This is a genomic window from Burkholderia mayonis, assembly GCF_001523745.2.
GTDB classification, from domain to species: domain Bacteria; phylum Pseudomonadota; class Gammaproteobacteria; order Burkholderiales; family Burkholderiaceae; genus Burkholderia; species Burkholderia mayonis.
Genome location: NZ_CP013387.1, coordinates 2,026,749 through 2,042,304, shown reverse-complemented (window position 1 = coordinate 2,042,304; position 15,556 = coordinate 2,026,749). Strand labels below are relative to the sequence as shown.

14 protein-coding genes are annotated in these 15,556 nt (G+C 65.9%); 10 read left to right on the top strand and 4 right to left on the bottom strand.

Features of this window, described 5'->3' with window-relative positions:
* The first annotated feature begins 25 nt into the window (after positions 1 to 25).
* The 5 genes from WS70_RS27795 to WS70_RS27775 all read left to right on the top strand — a co-directional run bounded on the left by WS70_RS27795 (position 26) and on the right by WS70_RS27775 (position 2,429).
* Positions 26 to 298, top strand: coding sequence for an HU family DNA-binding protein (locus WS70_RS27795; protein ID WP_059598265.1), 273 nt, complete (start codon positions 26 to 28; stop codon positions 296 to 298).
* Positions 299 to 405: 107 nt separating this feature from the next.
* A complete protein-coding gene (locus WS70_RS27790) occupies positions 406 to 747 on the top strand; it encodes a DUF2528 family protein (protein ID WP_059598266.1) in 342 nt (113 codons plus the stop codon).
* Positions 731 to 1,171, top strand: coding sequence for a gp16 family protein (locus WS70_RS27785; protein WP_059598267.1), 441 nt, complete (start codon positions 731 to 733; stop codon positions 1,169 to 1,171). Before WS70_RS27790 ends, WS70_RS27785 begins: the two co-directional genes overlap by 17 nt.
* On the top strand, positions 1,168 to 1,542 hold the full coding sequence (locus WS70_RS27780) for a Mor transcription activator family protein (RefSeq protein WP_059598281.1): 375 nt from the start codon (positions 1,168 to 1,170) through the stop codon (positions 1,540 to 1,542). Before WS70_RS27785 ends, WS70_RS27780 begins: the two co-directional genes overlap by 4 nt.
* A 509-nt stretch (positions 1,543 to 2,051) precedes the next feature.
* Positions 2,052 to 2,429, top strand: a complete 378-nt coding sequence (locus WS70_RS27775) for a cupin domain-containing protein (protein WP_059472838.1) — start codon at positions 2,052 to 2,054, stop codon at positions 2,427 to 2,429.
* Here WS70_RS27775 and WS70_RS27770 read toward each other — a convergent pair.
* Genes WS70_RS27770 through WS70_RS27760 form a run of 3 tightly spaced genes read right to left on the bottom strand, consistent with a single transcriptional unit; the run spans position 2,414 to position 5,520 of the window.
* Positions 2,414 to 3,397, bottom strand: coding sequence for a GDP-mannose 4,6-dehydratase (locus WS70_RS27770; protein WP_059472839.1), 984 nt, complete (start codon positions 3,395 to 3,397; stop codon positions 2,414 to 2,416). The two genes, WS70_RS27775 and WS70_RS27770, sit on opposite strands and share 16 nt — an antisense overlap.
* Positions 3,384 to 4,427 carry a GDP-mannose 4,6-dehydratase gene (gene gmd, locus WS70_RS27765; RefSeq protein WP_059598268.1) on the bottom strand — a complete coding sequence of 348 codons (1,044 nt, stop codon included), beginning with the start codon at positions 4,425 to 4,427 and terminating at the stop codon, positions 3,384 to 3,386. Before gmd ends, WS70_RS27770 begins: the two co-directional genes overlap by 14 nt.
* 34 nt (positions 4,428 to 4,461) lie before the next feature.
* Entirely contained in the window at positions 4,462 to 5,520 is a 1,059-nt protein-coding gene (locus WS70_RS27760; RefSeq protein ID WP_059598269.1) for an acyltransferase family protein, read from the bottom strand.
* A gap of 554 nt (positions 5,521 to 6,074) precedes the next feature.
* On the opposite strand from WS70_RS27760, the gene WS70_RS27755 reads away from it, so the two are divergent.
* The 3 genes from WS70_RS27755 to WS70_RS27745 are packed head-to-tail and all read left to right on the top strand — an operon-like array spanning position 6,075 to position 12,205.
* Positions 6,075 to 8,237 (top strand): NHL repeat-containing protein, encoded by a 2,163-nt coding sequence (locus tag WS70_RS27755; protein WP_059598270.1) that lies wholly within the window; start codon positions 6,075 to 6,077, stop codon positions 8,235 to 8,237.
* Between the two features lie 48 nt (positions 8,238 to 8,285).
* On the top strand, positions 8,286 to 9,755 hold the full coding sequence (locus WS70_RS27750; RefSeq protein WP_059598271.1) for an oligosaccharide flippase family protein: 1,470 nt from the start codon (positions 8,286 to 8,288) through the stop codon (positions 9,753 to 9,755).
* A complete protein-coding gene (locus WS70_RS27745; protein WP_059472844.1) occupies positions 9,752 to 12,205 on the top strand; it encodes a glycosyltransferase family 4 protein in 2,454 nt (817 codons plus the stop codon). The genes WS70_RS27750 and WS70_RS27745 overlap by 4 nt, the downstream gene beginning before the upstream one ends.
* Positions 12,206 to 12,670: 465 nt before the next feature.
* On the opposite strand, the gene WS70_RS27740 is transcribed toward WS70_RS27745, so the two are convergent.
* On the bottom strand, positions 12,671 to 13,843 hold the full coding sequence (locus WS70_RS27740; protein ID WP_059598272.1) for an acyltransferase family protein: 1,173 nt from the start codon (positions 13,841 to 13,843) through the stop codon (positions 12,671 to 12,673).
* Between the two features lie 218 nt (positions 13,844 to 14,061).
* On the opposite strand from WS70_RS27740, the gene WS70_RS32570 reads away from it, so the two are divergent.
* Both WS70_RS32570 and galU read left to right on the top strand, forming a co-directional pair.
* Positions 14,062 to 14,199, top strand: coding sequence for a hypothetical protein (locus WS70_RS32570; protein ID WP_203236009.1), 138 nt, complete (start codon positions 14,062 to 14,064; stop codon positions 14,197 to 14,199).
* 276 nt (positions 14,200 to 14,475) lie between these two features.
* Positions 14,476 to 15,363, top strand: coding sequence for a UTP--glucose-1-phosphate uridylyltransferase GalU (gene galU, locus WS70_RS27730; protein ID WP_059472846.1), 888 nt, complete (start codon positions 14,476 to 14,478; stop codon positions 15,361 to 15,363).
* Positions 15,364 to 15,556: the final 193 nt, after the last annotated feature.

Here is a 15,556-nt window from a genome sequence, read left to right as displayed (position 1 = left end):
GCGGTATCCACCATACGGAGCATTTATGAACAAAGCGGACCTGATCAACCACGTAGTGGCCGAAACGGGCCTGACGAAAGCCGATTCCGGCTTTGCACTGGAGGCCGTCCTGGAAGGCATCACGAAGTCCCTGCGGAAAGGCGGCACCGTGACGCTCACGGGCTTCGGCGTGTTCAGCGTTGGCGCGCGTGCAGCTCGCACCGGCCGCAACCCGGCGACCGGCGAGGAAATCAAGATCCCGGCTTCGAAGGCGCCGAAATTCAAGGCGGGTAAAGGGTTGAAGGACGCCGTCAAGTAATCGTCGAGCTGCGGCGAGACGCCCGACGGATCGGGCGTCCGCCACTCGCGGCGTTCTACCGCGATGCACGACCAGGACACGAAAATAACCGAACCGCGAGAGACGACATGACTGCCATCAAACAATACGTGCTGACGCACGACTTCAGCTACGAGATCGTCGTGGACGTCGATCACGACATCCTGACCGACGACAAGCTGTGTGAGCTGGTTCGATTCTGGTCTGAGGGCGAGGCATACATCGAGCAGCACGGCCCGCTCCAGGCGTTCCTAAAGCTGTTTGCCGCACGCTTTTTCGCGGCGTCCGTTGAAGCGCTGTCTCCGAAGGACGCATTTAATGCCGGTCGTATTGAGGGCTTCCCGGCCGTGGACGGATCGAGCGGCCTGAGTGTCGTTGACTACGACGAGTTTTCCTTCGAAGCGGACGACATCGATGTATTCGAAATCTGACCGCGGGCCTCAGGCCCGGCAGAAGCTCATTCGCCTGATTCACGTCGCAAAGCGTGATCTCGCGATGGCCGACGACAGCTACCGTGCTGTGCTGAGGCAGATTGGAAAGAAGGAATCAGCCGCCGACCTGACCATTCCAGACCTGGAAAAGGTTCTGGAACACCTGAAGCGCTGCGGCTTTAAGGTGCGTTCCAAAAAGGGCGTACGCGGGCAAGCAGACGACGAGCAATCGAAGATGATCCGCGGCCTCTGGCTCGAACTGGCCGACCGCGGTGTTGTACAGAACAGGTCTGAGGAAGCGCTCGCGGCGTTCGTCAAGCGCATGACCGGCGTCGACTCGCTCAACTGGCTCAGTTCGCCCCAGGCGTCGCGAGTAATCGAGCACCTCAAGAAATGGCGTACCAGGACGACGGAGGCCGTATGAAGTCAGACGAAACGTTCAAGAGTAAAGGGCCGGAGCTGCTGGTCGACCTGTCTCTGCAGGTCGCCCACGCCCTCGTCGAGCTGGCCGACATAGGTGCCGATCAAGCCAACCAGCTCGGCCGCGAAATCGCCGATCGTATGGCCGGCCACTGGGGCGGCCAGAACATCTATTTTCCGATGGGCGTGTCTTACCGACTGTCTCAGCGCGATCGGCAGATTTTTGACGAGTTCCGCGGCGACAACCATGCCGAGCTGGCGAGGAAGTTCGGCGTGTCGCTCCAGTGGATTTACAAGATCATCAAGGCAGTCAGGCGGGAGGAGATCGCAGCCCGTCAACGCGACCTGTTTGCAAGTCCCGCCTCAACTGATTGAGCGTGATGGGGCCGCCTTGACAGGCAGGTAGCCGCCCCTCAGACTTCTCGGCAGCCGTCGACGTGGTGCCGCAGAATCGGTCCGCAAGTGTTGTCGTAAATCCCGCGTCCGCCAGTGGACAACGGTGTTGCCCCCACCACAAGGGCGGGGACAACCGCTTCGCGGTCCCACCGTTGACCACTGTCTCCTCGCGAGTCTCGCCTTCGGCCTGACGCGGCCCTCGCGGGCCTTGCCCCAGAGAGATATATTCCTGTTTCAACCTACGCAAGTGGTTTGCAAGCGCCGTTCCGAGTGATCCCGTCCCATCCCGCGTCATACCGGAAATATCGCGCGTTCTCCCTTGGAAATATCTCACCTCTCTTCAACCGCGCCGAGCGGAGCCACCCCGAGCCACCCCGAGCCACCCCGAGCCACCCCGAGCCACCCCGAGCCGCGACAGGCCGGCTTCGGCGCATTCGCGCGGTTGCTGCTAAGCTGGCCGCTCGAATGCATCGACAACGAGCGTCCCCATGTTCCAGGCAGGCACCGGCATCAACTTCGAAGCGGCGTTGCGCGACGTGACCGAATACTGGTCGCCGCGTGTCGTCGGACGCGTGAACGACCAGTACGTGAAGGTCGCGAAGCTGAAGGGCGAATTCACGTGGCACAAGCATGCCGACGAGGACGAAATGTTCTACGTCGTCTACGGCAGCTTGCGGATCCAGTTCGAGGATCGCGACGTCGTGCTGAACGCCGGCGATTTCTGCATCGTGCCGAAGAACACGATGCACAACCCGGTCGCCGAAGACGAGTGCGGGATCGCACTGATCGAGACCGTCACGACGCTGCACACGGGCGACACGCCGTCGCCGTTCGCGAAGAGCATCGACGCTCAGCTCGCCGGCTGACCTTCACGTGCGACGAACGCCGCGCGCATGGCGTCGTACATCCAGCGCAGCGTCTCGTCGAGCGGCGTGCTGCGCACGTCGCCGATCACGCCGCGCAGCTTCTGCCGCGAGCCGACCAGCTTCTTCACTTCGTTCGCGCGCACGAAGCGCGGATCGATGCTGACGTCGATCACGTAGCCCGCGATTCGCGCGAGCATCGCCAGCACTTCCTTCAATGCATGGCCGCGCTCCGCGCACACGTTGAACGTCTCGCCCGCCGGCGCGGCGTCGACGAGCCGCACGTAGGCGTCGGCGACGTCGCGCACGTCGGAGAAATCGCGGCTCACGTCGAGATTGCCGAGCGAGATCCGCGGTTCGCCGCGCGCGTAGTGTGCGACGAGCTTCGGCAACAGGTACGCTTCGCTCTGGCCGACGCCCGTGTAGTTGAACGGCCGCGCGATCACGATCGGCAAGCGGTCGAGCCAGAGCTTCGCCATGTATTCCATCGCGAGCTTGCTGACCGCGTAGTCGTTCGCCGGCTGCGGCGGCGTCGTTTCGTCGAGCACTTCGCTCGGCGCGTTGCCGTAGACGTTCGCGCTGCTCGCAAGCAGCACCGCAGCCGGGCGCGCGTCGAGGCCCGCGAGCGACGCGAGCAGGTTGCGCGTGCCGACCACGTTGACGAGGTAGGTGTCCTGCGGATTGCCGTGCGCGACGTGCGCGCGCGCCGCGAGGTGTACGACCGTGTGCGGCCGCGCGTCGGCGACCGCCGCGTGCAGCGAGTCGACGTCGAGCAAATCCGCCTTCACGCATTGCCAGCGCCGCAGCAGCGGATCGCCGGATATGTCGGTGTCGGACACGTCGATGTCAGGCGCGACCGTGCCCCACACGTCGTAGCCCGCCGCTTCGAGACGCTCGGCGAGGTGGCGTCCGGTGAAGCCCGCGATGCCGGTGACGAGCGCGCGCCGCGCGCCGGATTCAGAAGGTTTCATGGTGGTGGTTTCGCGTGATGTCGGCTTCGACCATCATACGGCACAGCACCTCCAGCGTTGTTTTCGGTGTCCAGCCGAGCTTGTCCTTCGCCTTGTCCGCGCAGCCGATCAGCAGATCGACTTCGGCAGGGCGGTAGAACTTCGGATTCACCGACACGAGCACGTCGCCCGTCGCCGTGTCGATGCCGCGCTCGTCTTCGGCCTTGCCGCTCCATTCGAGCTGGTAGCCGGCCGCCGCGAATGCCATCCGCACGAAATCGCGGACCGTCTCGGTGCGGTTCGTCGCGAGCACGTAGGTGTCGGGCTCGTCCGCCTGCAGCATCCGCCACATCCCTTCGACATACTCGAGCGCGAAACCCCAGTCGCGCTTCGCATCCATGTTGCCGAGCTCGAGCCGGTTCGCCTTGCCGAGCTTGATTTTCGCGATGGTGTCGGTGATCTTGCGCGTGACGAACTCGCGGCCGCGCAGCGGCGATTCGTGATTGAACAGGATTCCGCTCGAACCGAAAATGCCATAAGACTCGCGATAATTGACCGTCGTCCAGTGCGCGAACAGCTTCGCGACGCCGTACGGGCTGCGCGGATAGAACGGCGTGCTCTCGGTCTGCGGGATCGCCTGCACCTTGCCGAACATCTCCGACGTCGACGCCTGGTAATAGCGCGTTTTCGGATTCACGATGCGGATTGCTTCGAGCAGGTTCAGCGCGCCGAGGCCCGTGACGTCGGCCGTCGTCGTCGGCTGATCGAACGATACGCCGACGAAGCTCTGCGCGGCGAGGTTGTACAGCTCGTCCGGCTGCGCGCGTTCGATGAGGCGCAGGCTCGAGCCGAGGTCGGTCAGGTCGTGCTCGACGAGCGTCAGGTTCGGATGCCGGTCGACGCCCAGTTCGGCGATGCGCCAGAAATTCACCGAGCTCGTGCGGCGATACGTGCCGACGATCTCGTAGCCCTTGTCGAGCAACAGCTTCGTCAGATAAGCGCCGTCTTGGCCCGTTATCCCGGTGATGATCGCCTTGCGTGCTTGGGTCATTGCGGTTTCCTAATCGAACGATGGGTGAACCGGATCATGCGGATGCGCGCGCGGCGCCCGCGAGCGCTTGCCGGGGCGCGCCGCGCGTCAGGCGCTGCTCGAAGCCGTACCAGCTCGCGGTCGCATACGCGAGCGTGATGCCGAACGCGAGCGCCGCCGTCGGATAGCGGTTCAGGTGCAGCGGCCAGAGCGCATACAGCACGCTCAGGTGGACGAGATAGATCGTGTAGCTGACGGTGCCGATATAGACGAGCGCCGGATTCGTCAGCACGCGCTGCACGAGGCCGCGGCCGCGCAGCGCGATCACGACGATCGATGTGCAGAGCACGAGCGAGATGCTGTAGAGCGTCGCGTTGGAGAGCGGCGTGTTCGCCGCGCGAAAGCGCGGATATGACAGGTGCAGCCACGCGAGCGCCGCGAGCGCCGCGCATGCGAGCGCGATCGCCGCGCCGTAGTACGGCTCGAGCGCGCGCCGGTCGCGGCGCAGCGCGACGGCAAGCAGCGCGCCCGCGGCGAGCAGGTCCATCCGGAACGGCGTCAGGTAGTAGATCGGCCAGAACGAATCGAACCACGGCGTGGCGACCGCGCGCAGCAGCGGCGCCGCGACGATCAGCGCGGCCGCGACCCACGCGAGCGCGCGCTCGGGGATGAGCAGCACGACGAACGGCCAGAAGATGTAGAACTGCTCCTCGACGGCGAGCGACCACAGCACGTTCAGGCTCTCGTGCCCGATGCCGCCGAGCGACAGCCCGATGTTCGTCGAGAAGAACGCGTACCACGGCCAGTGTTTTGCCCATTCGACGCCGAACAGGATCGACGAGACGACGAGCAGCAGCAGATACGGCGGCAGGATGCGGCGCACCCGGCGCGCGTAGAAGTAGCCGAAGTACGACTGGCCGCGCGCCTTGCGTTCGAGCAGGATGCCGGTGATGAGCAGGCCGCTCAGGACGAAGAAGAGATCGACGCCGATCCACAGCGGGGCCTTCAGCGCATGCTGGAAGAACACGGCGAGCACGGCGAACGCACGCAGGCCGTCGAGCTGGACGATGCGGCCGGCATGGGCGGGCGGGGCAACGAGCGTATCGCGAGTCATCGTGCATAGGCGCGGACGATGACGATTCGAGGCCGGCCGCGCGTTGCGCTTTCGTCGTTCCGATCGTCGTGCATCCGCTGAAATAAATGAAAGATCGAGTTGAAATCGATTTTAGGGAAAAGAAATCCGCAAAAAAACGCGTTGTGGTTCGTTCGATTTTTTCTGATGCGGCGCGGCAGCCGCGTCCGCCGGGCGACCGGCGGATGCGATGCGAAATTCGACCCCGATTGTCTTGATCGCGCGCGCGATGCCGCGCGGCATTGTCTACGCGCGTCCGCAGGCGCCGCCGGCCGTTCTCGCCGGCGGAAAGCGGCTCGAAACGATCATTCGATACACGATCGCGCATCGAAATATCCGCAAATATTTCCAAATTTCTTGTGAATATTTTTGCTTGTAACCTGCTTCGCATCGTTTGAAACCTATTTTGCGATGCGTGCATGCGTCGCAAACGCACGAGCGTTTCGTGCGTCCGGCTCGCATTTCGGCCAGGCGCGCGCGGGCGTCTCGTCACGGTCGAAGGGAGAGGCGTTTTGCGACGTTTGATGCGGATGGGAGTGGCGGTGTGCGCGGCGGCGATGCTGACGGGCGCCGCGAGAGCAGAGAACGTGCTGCCCGCGACGACGTCGTGGATCGGCAACACCTATGGCTATGGCGACGGCACGTGGACGCAGATCGACATTCACGCGATCGCGGTCGCGCCCGACGGCAAGGTGTATACGAATGCGCCGTGGGACGAAAGCGGCGCGGAAGCGAGCGTCTATCAGGACGGCAAGATGCTCGGCTTCGCGGGCGGCACGCACGGCTGGGGCAACGCGGGCGGCAATGCGATCGCTGTCAACAGCCGCTATGCGTACGTCGCGATCGCGGTCGGCAACGAAAAAGGCCGACTCGTCGGACCGAGCCTCTGGCCAGACAAGGGCCGGCAGTGGTATGGGATCTCGCGCCGCGACATCGGCGACGTGAAGCAGGCCGCGCCGTTTCGCAGCGCGAAGGCGTCGGACGCGCGCGCGAAGCTCGCGGCGAGTTTCCTGATGGTCAACGACGTGCCGACCGACACGCGCGCGGAAATCGCGGGCCTCGCGGCGAACGACAGCGTGCTGTACGCGACCGATCCGCTGCACGACACCGTTAACGTGTACGACGCGCAGACGATGCAGAAGAAGGGCGCGTGGAGCGCGCACGAGCCGGGCCGGATCGCGCTCGCGGGCGACGGCACGCTGTGGCTGTTGACCGGCACGGTGAACGGGCCGGCGAAACTCGCGCACGTGCGCTCCGACGGCCGCGCGATCGACGACGCGCCCGCGTTGCCGTCGGGCACCGACGCCGTGGACGTCGCGACCGACGCGAAGGGCCGCGTGCTGATCGCCGACAACGGCCCGCGCCAGCAGGTCCTGATCTTCTCGAAATCCGGCGGAGGCGGCTATGCGATGTCAGGCACGCTCGGCGAGCGCGGCGGCATCTTCTCGGGCTATGCGGGGCGGCCGGGGCCGCAGCGCTTCAACGGGCTGACGGGCGTCGGCGTCGATCGCGCGGGCAACGTCTACGTCGCGACGAACGGCATCGGGCCGCGCCAAGGCCAAGGCACGATCGGCGCGGGGCTCGGCAGCACGCTCGAGAGCTACGCGCCGGACGGCCGGCTGCGCTGGCAGGTGCAGGGCCTGTTGTTCGTCGATGGCGCGTGGATCGATCCGGGCCGGCCGAACAGCGTCTACACGGGCAACAAGCGCTTCGAGCTCGATCTGTCGAAGCCCGTCGGCAAGGAATGGAAATATGCGGGATTCCTGTCGAACCGCTTCAAGTATCCGGACGATCCGGTGTTCAACACCGATCAATGGCCGGGGATGCCGTTCGCGCGCAAGGTCGCGGGCCGCACGTTCCTCTATCTGACTGACATGTACGCGGACCATCTGAAGATCTATCGCTTCGATCCGAAGCGCGACGGCGAGACCGCGATTCCGTCGGGGCTGCTCGCGGGCCGCGCACGGCCCGTCGACAAGGTGCCGAACCGGCCGTCGGGCGGCGACTGGATCTGGCGCGACGCGAACGGCAACGGCCGCATCGACGAAGGCGAGTTCGAGCTGAACACGACCGGCAAGGGCATGGCGGGCGGCTGGGGCTGGTGGGTCGACACGAGCGGCGACATCTGGCGCACGAGCGACACGCGCGGCATCCGGCGCTTCCGCTTCGGCGGCCTCGACAAGGCCGGCAACCCGATCTACGCGTACGACAAGCTGACGACGTATCCGACGCCCGCGCCGTTCACCGAACTGCGGCGCTCGCTGTACGACGCGTCGACCGACACGCTGTACGTGACGGGCTACACGGCCGGCGCGCCGCGCGTGGGCGGCCTTTCGAAGGAAGTGGGGCGCGTGCTCGTGCGCTTCGACAAGTGGTCGAGCGGTTCGCCCGTCGTGCGTTACCAGGTTTCGCTGCCGTGGCAGCTCGACGCGAAGCCGATCTTCACGCTGATCGGCCTGACGGTCGAAGGCCGCTATCTGTTCGGCGTCGAGCCGGTCGGCACCGTGCACGTGTACGACAAGGAGAACGGCCGCGAGCTCGGCGTGATCAAGCCGGGGCCGGAAGTCGGGCGCGCGTCCGGCTGGGTCGACGTCCCGTTCGGGATCAGCGCGTACAAGCGCGACAACGGCGAGTACCTGATCTTCGTCGAGGAGGACGCGCGCGGCAAAGTGATGATGTATCGATGGAGGCCGCAATGACCGGCGCGTGGACGAGGGCGGGCGTGAACGGGGCGGGGTGGCGTGACCATGGATAAAGGCATTCTGAAGAACGTCGCGATCAATTTCTTCGGCCTGATCCTGCCGACTTTCGTGTCGCTCGTGACGGTGCCCGCGTACATCAAGGCGCTCGGCGTCGAGCGCTACGGCGTCGTGAGCCTCGTGTGGACGCTGATCGGCTATTTCGGAATCCTCGATCTCGGCATGAGCATGGCCGCGCAGAACCACATCTCGAAGGCGCTCGCGAGCGGCGACGCGAAAGAGAGCGCGCGCGTGTTCTGGAGCGCGTTCTGGCTGAACCTCGCGACCGGGATCGCGGGCGGGCTCCTGATCTACTTCGGCGCGTTCATGTACACCGCGTACTTCACGAAGCTGTCGGCCGAACTGCAGCACGAGGTGTATCTCGCGCTGCCGTGGCTCGCGCTCGCGATTCCGCTCGCGAACGTGTCGTGGGTGTTCGCCGGCGCGATCAACGGCGCCGAGCGTTTCGGCGTGTTCAACACGAACCAGACGATCGGCACCTTCCTGTTCCAGCTCATGCCGCTGTTCGCCGCGTGGCTCGTCGCGCCGACGCTGCAGGTCGTGCTCGCCGCCGCGGTCGGCGCGCGCTTCATCGCCGCGGTGATGCTCGGCTCGGCGAGCATGAAGGTGCTCGGCATCCGCAAGATCGAGCCGCCGCAGCTCGGCACCGCGAAGGGACTCTTCAACTTCGGCGGCTGGATGCTGATCGCGAGCACGACGAGCATGATCGCCGACACGCTCGATCGCGTGATGCTGGGCGCGGGGCTCGGCGCGAAGTACGTCACGTATTACACGGTGCCGCAGAACCTCGTCACGCGCCTGAACATGCTGCCGAACGCGCTCGTGCGCACGCTGTTTCCGCGGCTGTCGGCGGTCGGCCGCGATCACGCGGACACGCTCGTCAAGCAGTCGCTCGAATTCCTGAACGGCGTGTTCACGCCGGTCGCGATCGTCGCGGTCTTCGCGCTCGGGCCGTTCCTCACGCTGTGGATCGGCCGGGATCTCGCCGAGCTGTCGGCGCCCGTCGGCCGCGTGCTCGTGATCAGCGTGTGGCTCGTCGGACAGGCAAGCGTCACGCGCATCCTGATCCAGTCGCAGGTCAACCCGGCGCGCGCCGCCGCCGCGGGCCTCGTGCAGATGCCGTTCTTCGTCGGCGCGCTGTGGGTCGGCATCCACCATTTCGGGCTGATCGGCGCGGCGGTCGTCGTCGCCGCGCGCGCGCTCGTCGATTACGGCGTGCTGCTGTATCTGTCCGCGATCCGGATGCGCGCGATCGCGCTCGACATGTTCGCGCACCTCGCATTCCTGCTTGCGAGCCTTTACTTCGCGCACGCGCTGCCCGGCGGCCTCGCCGCCGCGGTCGCCGGGTGCGCGGTCGCGGTCGCGTTGAATGTCGGCTGGTCGATCACGATGACGCCCGGCATGCGCGCGCTCGCGCGCAGCGTGCTCGTGCGCCTGAACCCGAGGAAGAGCGTATGAATCGCGATCTTGCAGAACACCCGTTGCAGCGCGCCGCGACGTTTCAGGACGTCGAGCGCGACGCGCGCGTCGCCGATGCGCCGCCGCTTCCGCAGCGTGCGCGCGACGCGGCGCGGCCGCTGCGCGTTGCGATCGTCCACGACTGGCTCGTCACCTATGCGGGCGCCGAGCGCGTGCTCGAGCAGATCGTCGCGTGCTTTCCGGACGCGGATCTGTTCAGCCTCGTCGATTTCGTCGACGATCGCACGTTCCTGCGCGGCAAGCCGGTCACGACGTCGTTCATCCAGAAGCTGCCGTACGCGCGCACGAAGTACCGCAGCTATCTGCCGCTGATGCCGCTCGCGATCGAGCAGCTCGACGTGTCCGCGTACGATCTCGTCATTTCGAGCAGCCACGCGGTCGCGAAGGGCATTCTCACCGGGCCGGACCAGGTACACGTCAGCTACGTGCATTCGCCGATCCGCTACGCGTGGGATCTCCAGCATCAGTACCTCGAACAATCGCAGTTGACGCGCGGTGTCAAATCGGCGGTCGCGCGGCTGATCCTGCATTACATCCGCAATTGGGACGTGCGCACGTCGAACTCGGTCGACCGCTTCGTCGCGAACTCGGCGTTCATCGCGCGGCGCATCCACAAGGTCTATCAGCGCGACGCCGCGGTCGTGTTTCCGCCCGTCGACGTCGACGCGTTCACGCTGTCGACGCACAAGGAAGACTTCTACCTGACCGCGTCGCGGATGGTGCCGTACAAGAAGATCGACCTGATCGTCGAAGCGTTCGCGCAGATGCCCGAGCGGCGGCTCGTCGTGATCGGCGACGGCCCGGACATGCGGAAGATCCGCGCGAAGGCCGCGCCGAACGTCGAGATCATGGGCTATCAGCCGTTCTCGGTGCTGCAGGACCGGATGCGCCGCGCGAAGGCGTTCGTGTTCGCGGCGGAGGAGGATTTCGGGATTTCGGTCGTCGAGGCGCAGGCGTGCGGCACGCCCGTCATCGCGTTCGGCAAGGGCGGCGCGCTCGAGACGGTGCGCGACGCGGCGTCGCACGAGCGGCCGACCGGCGTGTTCTTCGACGAGCAGAGCGCGCGCGCGATCGTCGAAGCGGTCGACGACTTCGAGCGCGCGCCGGACCGCTTCGAGCCAGAGGACTGCCGCGCGAACGCCGAGCGGTTTTCCGCCGCGCATTTCCGGCGGCGCTTCGTCGCGCAGATCGATGCGCTGCTGCCGAACGCGCAGGCGCGCGCGATGCGCGCGGGCGCCGCGCAGCCGGCCAGCGGCATGTCGCTCGCGGCGAGCGGCCTGAAGGCGCTCGTGCTCGACCAGAGCGGCGTGCTGGGCGGCGCCGAGCTGTCGCTGCTCGAAATCATGAAGCATCTGCGCGATTCGGCCGACGTCGTGCTGTTCGACGACGGTCCGTTCCGCGCGGCGCTCGACGAAGCGGGCGTGCGTGTCGACGTCGTCGGCCAGCGCGCACTCGCGGGCGTTCACAAGCAGGGCGGCGTGTCGCTGCGCGCGGCGGGCAGCCTGCTCGCGCTCGTGCGCGACGTCGCGCGCCGCGCGCGCGACGCCGACGTGATCTACGCGAATACGCAGCGCGCGATGGTGGTCGGCGCGCTCGCCGGGCGGCTCGCGCGCAAGCCGGTCGTCTGGCATCTGCGCGACATCGTCAGCGAAGCGCATTTCGGTTCGAAGCAGCGGCTCGCGATCAAGCATTGCGCGCGGCTCGGCGTCACGCGCGTGATCGCGAACTCGGACGCGTCCGCGCAGGCGTTCCTCGCGCTGACGGACTTCGACCGCCGCGCGGTGCAGGTCGTCTTCAACGGAATCTCGGCCGAGCCGTTCGTCGCGCTGGAACCGGTCCGCCAGGCCGCGCTGCGCATGCGCTTCGGCTTGCCGGCCGACGCGTGGATCGTCGCCTCGTTCAGCCGGCTCGCGCACTGGAAGGGGCAGCACGTGCTGCTCGAGGCGGCGCGGCTCTATCCGGACATGCACGTCGCGCTCGTCGGCGCGCCGCTCTTCGGCGAGGACGAATACGCGGCCGAACTGCGCGGCCACGTCGCGCTGCACGGGCTCGGCGAGCGTGTGCATTTCCTCGGCTTCCAGCGCGACGTCGCCGCGTGCATGAAGGCGGTCGACGTCGTCGCGCACACGTCGATCACGCCGGAGCCGTTCGGCCGCGTGATCGTCGAAGGGATGCTCGCGAAGCGGCCGGTCGTCGCGGCGCGCGCGGGCGGCGTCGTCGAGATCATCGACGACGACGTGAACGGCCTCCTCTGCGAACCCGGCGACGCCCACGCGCTCGCCGACGCGCTCGCCGCGCTGCGGACCGACGCGGTCCTGTACGAGCGGCTCGTCGCGAATGGCTACGACACCGCGGTGAGCCGCTTCGGCACGCAGACTTACGTCGAGCAGGTCGAGCGGATTCTCGTCGGGACCGCGCGGCGGCGGTGAAACCGGTTTGGCGGCGAGCGGGCGGCGCGGCGGCCTGGCGATCACATTGCCGATACCGGGTACCTGAACGCGCTGTCGCGCTCGTCGTCGGCAGACGCCGGGATTCCTTCGCAATCCGCGATATTGCCGAGCAGCCGCTCGGATTGTTGCGTGTCCGTTCAATGCCATGCTGCTGGGCGGCGTGCCTGACGTGCCGCGCGACCGTTCGCAGCGGCGACGTTCGGATCGCTGTCTTCACGCGTCCAAGACCATATAGACCGGCTTTCGACCGACGTATCGAGGGCGACGCGACGAAGACATTCGCCGCGACGTCGCCATGCATGCGCCCGATTTACCGGGCCGCTCGGCGCATGTTGACGGCAAGCGTTTTCGTACCGCCGACACGGGCACGCGTTGGCCGCTTCGATCCTCGCGCGGCGGGCCGCGCCGCCGCCACGGGGCGCCGCAAGCCGCCCGCCCCGTTCGTCAGACGGGCATCCGCTGCTGCGCGGCCGCTGCGATGGCCCGCTTCGGCTTGAGGCTTGCCGACCAGCGCATCGCCGGCAGCTCGAACATCCGGTAGAACAGATACGCGACGGGCACGACGGCCGCGATGAACGCGAACGACGGCCAGATCGACAACTGCAGCCCGGAGCGGTACAGCACCGACGCGACGCACACGAAGAACGGAAGATGGATCAGGTAAAGCGAGTAGCTGAAATCGCCGAACCACGACAGCACCCGCATCGGCGCGCAGGCCGACACGGGCCGCGCGAGCGCCGCGTACAGATAGCACGCGAAGCCGGCCGCCCATAGCTGGAACGCGCCGTATTGGCCGAAGTGGAACGCGACGCAGCCGAGCGCGACGCCGATCGCCGCGGCCACGTACCAGAGCCGCGACGGGGCCGGCGCGACGTGCGCGTCGCGCTGTGCGCGGACGTCGGCGATCCACGCGCCGACCGTCCACGACAGCCAGTACGACGTGAAGAACTGCAGATCGTGCCGCTCGAGCAGCCAGGCCGACGCGACGTTGACGAGTGCGATCGCGACGACGACGGGCAGCATCCCGAAGCGGCGGCGCGCCGCGAAGAGGAGCGGGTAGATCGCGTAGAACTGCACTTCGAGCGACAGAGTCCACAGCGCGCCGTTCGACCCGTACGTGTACCCCGCGACGCCCTGCAGCGACAGCAGGTTGACGGCGAACGGCGTGAGCCCGATGTCGCGGATCTTGTGGCTGACGGGCTCGAGCTGCAGGCTGATCGAGTCGAACGCGAGCGTCGCGACGAGCGCGGCGAGCAGCACCGGATAGATGCGGGCGAAGCGGCGCGCCCAGAAGTTCGGCGCGTTGAGCCGGTACGCCGGATCGGCGGCGAGCTTGAGCGCCGCGCTGCGGTGGATGCAATAGCCGCTGATCACGAAGAAGATGGGCACGCCGGCCGAGCCCCACGCGAACGGAAACGTCAGATAGCCGACGATCACGCTCGGATCGAGCGAATGGCCGTAGGTCCGATGGAAGTTCTGCATCCCGACCCACACGACCTGCCGGCAGTGAAAGTACGCGACGAGCAGCGCGGCGAAGCCGCGCAGCGCGTCGATCAGGTGTTCCTTGTGGTCGGTGGCGGGCGGCCGCGCGCCCAACGTCACGCTCGAAGCATTCATGCGGTCCGGTTCCTTGCAATGAGAAAGACGCGAAAGACGCCATTCGATCGTAATCCGCAAGAAATCCGGGTGGGAGAATAAAAAAATCGCTTATCCAATAAATGTAATTATTCGTATCCATTCGTAACGGTTTTCACGTTGCGGTATGGCGGCAAATTATTTATCGATTTTTTTCTGATAGCTTGAGATCCCATGTCGATTGAAGGAGGGAGCCCACGATGGACATGCATTGGATCGCAAGCGGTGCCGTATTGCTCGTCATGGCCGTGCTGTCGGCTTATCGGGACGCGCTGAAGAACGAGCCGATCAACTGCTTCGGCTTCGGCCGCGCGCCTTATTCGGAGGAATTCGAATAATTGAATGTAACGGATCGAATCGGTAAATTGTCGCGAAGCACCCGGCGGGTCGGCAAGATCGACCGACTCCGCGACGATTATCCGAATGTGATTATATCCGGGCGGTCCTTTCATATTAATGAAAGAAGCGCCGCGTCAAGCAGACGATTTTTTCAGATTGATGTTTTGCCGGCGCGTCGAATGCCGATGCGCATCGCCCGTCGAGTGCAGCCGCGCTTGGCGCGCGATCCCGACATTTGACGCCCGGCCAACCGTCAACACTTTCGGGATGCGATCATGTTGAAAGTCACCAAAGCCGTGTTCCCCGTTGCCGGTCTCGGCACACGGTTTTTGCCCGCCACCAAGGCGAGTCCCAAGGAAATGCTGCCGGTCGTCGACAAGCCGCTGATCCAGTATGCGGTCGAAGAGGCGATCAACGCAGGCCTCACCGAGATGATCTTCGTGACGGGGCGCAGCAAGCGCGCGATCGAAGATCACTTCGACAAGTCGTTCGAAATCGAGTCCGAGCTCGAGGCGCGCGGCAAGGAAAAGCTGCTCGAACTCGTGCGCAGCATCAAGCCGAGTCACGTCGATTGCTTCTACGTGCGGCAGCCGGCCGCGCTCGGCCTGGGTCACGCGGTGCTCTGCGCGGAGAAGCTCGTGCACGGCGAGCCGTTCGCGGTGATCCTCGCCGACGACCTGCTGCACGGCGACCAGCCGGTGCTCAAGCAGCTCGTCGACGTCTTCAACCACTATCACAGCTCGGTGATCGGCGTCGAAACGATCGAGCGCGAGGAAAGCCGCTCGTATGGCGTCGTCGAAGGGCGCGAGTGGGAGGAGGACATCATCAAGCTGTCGGGCATCATCGAGAAGCCGGCGCCCGAGCATGCGCCGTCGAATCTCGGCGTCGTCGGGCGCTACGTGCTGATGCCGAGCATCTTCGATCACCTGCGCAAGACGAAGCCGGGCGCGGGCGGCGAACTGCAACTGACGGATGCGGTGCAGTCGCTGCTGACCGAGGAGCAGGTGCTCGCGTACCGCTATTACGGCACCCGCTTCGACTGCGGCAGCAAGCTCGGCTATTTGAAGGCGACTGTCGAGCTCGCGCTCCAGCATCCGGAAGTCGGCCGCGATTTCGAGGCGTATCTGCGCAACTGTCTGCCCGCGCTTGCCGCAGTCGCTTAGCATCCCTGTCTTCTGACGTCCAAGGTGTGTGGTGGTTGTTCCGTTGGCCCCGGTTCGCATGAGCCGGGGCATTTTTATGTCCGGGGCGGCGCGGCGCGGGGAAGCGCTCCGCATGCAAAATGGCCTGGCCGCGTACCGACTTCCGGCGCTCAAATGACTCTTGCGTGATCAAGTGTCCCGTGTAGCCGCTCGC

What these genes read in the sequence shown, in the direction of transcription:
- WS70_RS27795 (WP_059598265.1), top strand. Translation starts at nt 26, where the DNA reads ATGAACAAAGCGGACCTGATCAACCACGTAGTGGCCGAAACGGGCCTG.
- WS70_RS27790 (WP_059598266.1), top strand. Translation starts at nt 406, where the DNA reads ATGACTGCCATCAAACAATACGTGCTGACGCACGACTTCAGCTACGAG.
- WS70_RS27785 (WP_059598267.1), top strand. Translation starts at nt 731, where the DNA reads ATGTATTCGAAATCTGACCGCGGGCCTCAGGCCCGGCAGAAGCTCATT.
- WS70_RS27780 (WP_059598281.1), top strand. Translation starts at nt 1,168, where the DNA reads ATGAAGTCAGACGAAACGTTCAAGAGTAAAGGGCCGGAGCTGCTGGTC.
- WS70_RS27775 (WP_059472838.1), top strand. Translation starts at nt 2,052, where the DNA reads ATGTTCCAGGCAGGCACCGGCATCAACTTCGAAGCGGCGTTGCGCGAC.
- WS70_RS27770 (WP_059472839.1), bottom strand. Translation starts at nt 3,397, where the DNA reads ATGAAACCTTCTGAATCCGGCGCGCGGCGCGCGCTCGTCACCGGCATC.
- gmd (WP_059598268.1), bottom strand. Translation starts at nt 4,427, where the DNA reads ATGACCCAAGCACGCAAGGCGATCATCACCGGGATAACGGGCCAAGAC.
- WS70_RS27760 (WP_059598269.1), bottom strand. Translation starts at nt 5,520, where the DNA reads ATGACTCGCGATACGCTCGTTGCCCCGCCCGCCCATGCCGGCCGCATC.
- WS70_RS27750 (WP_059598271.1), top strand. Translation starts at nt 8,286, where the DNA reads ATGGATAAAGGCATTCTGAAGAACGTCGCGATCAATTTCTTCGGCCTG.
- WS70_RS27745 (WP_059472844.1), top strand. Translation starts at nt 9,752, where the DNA reads ATGAATCGCGATCTTGCAGAACACCCGTTGCAGCGCGCCGCGACGTTT.
- WS70_RS27740 (WP_059598272.1), bottom strand. Translation starts at nt 13,843, where the DNA reads ATGAATGCTTCGAGCGTGACGTTGGGCGCGCGGCCGCCCGCCACCGAC.
- WS70_RS32570 (WP_203236009.1), top strand. Translation starts at nt 14,062, where the DNA reads ATGGACATGCATTGGATCGCAAGCGGTGCCGTATTGCTCGTCATGGCC.
- galU (WP_059472846.1), top strand. Translation starts at nt 14,476, where the DNA reads ATGTTGAAAGTCACCAAAGCCGTGTTCCCCGTTGCCGGTCTCGGCACA.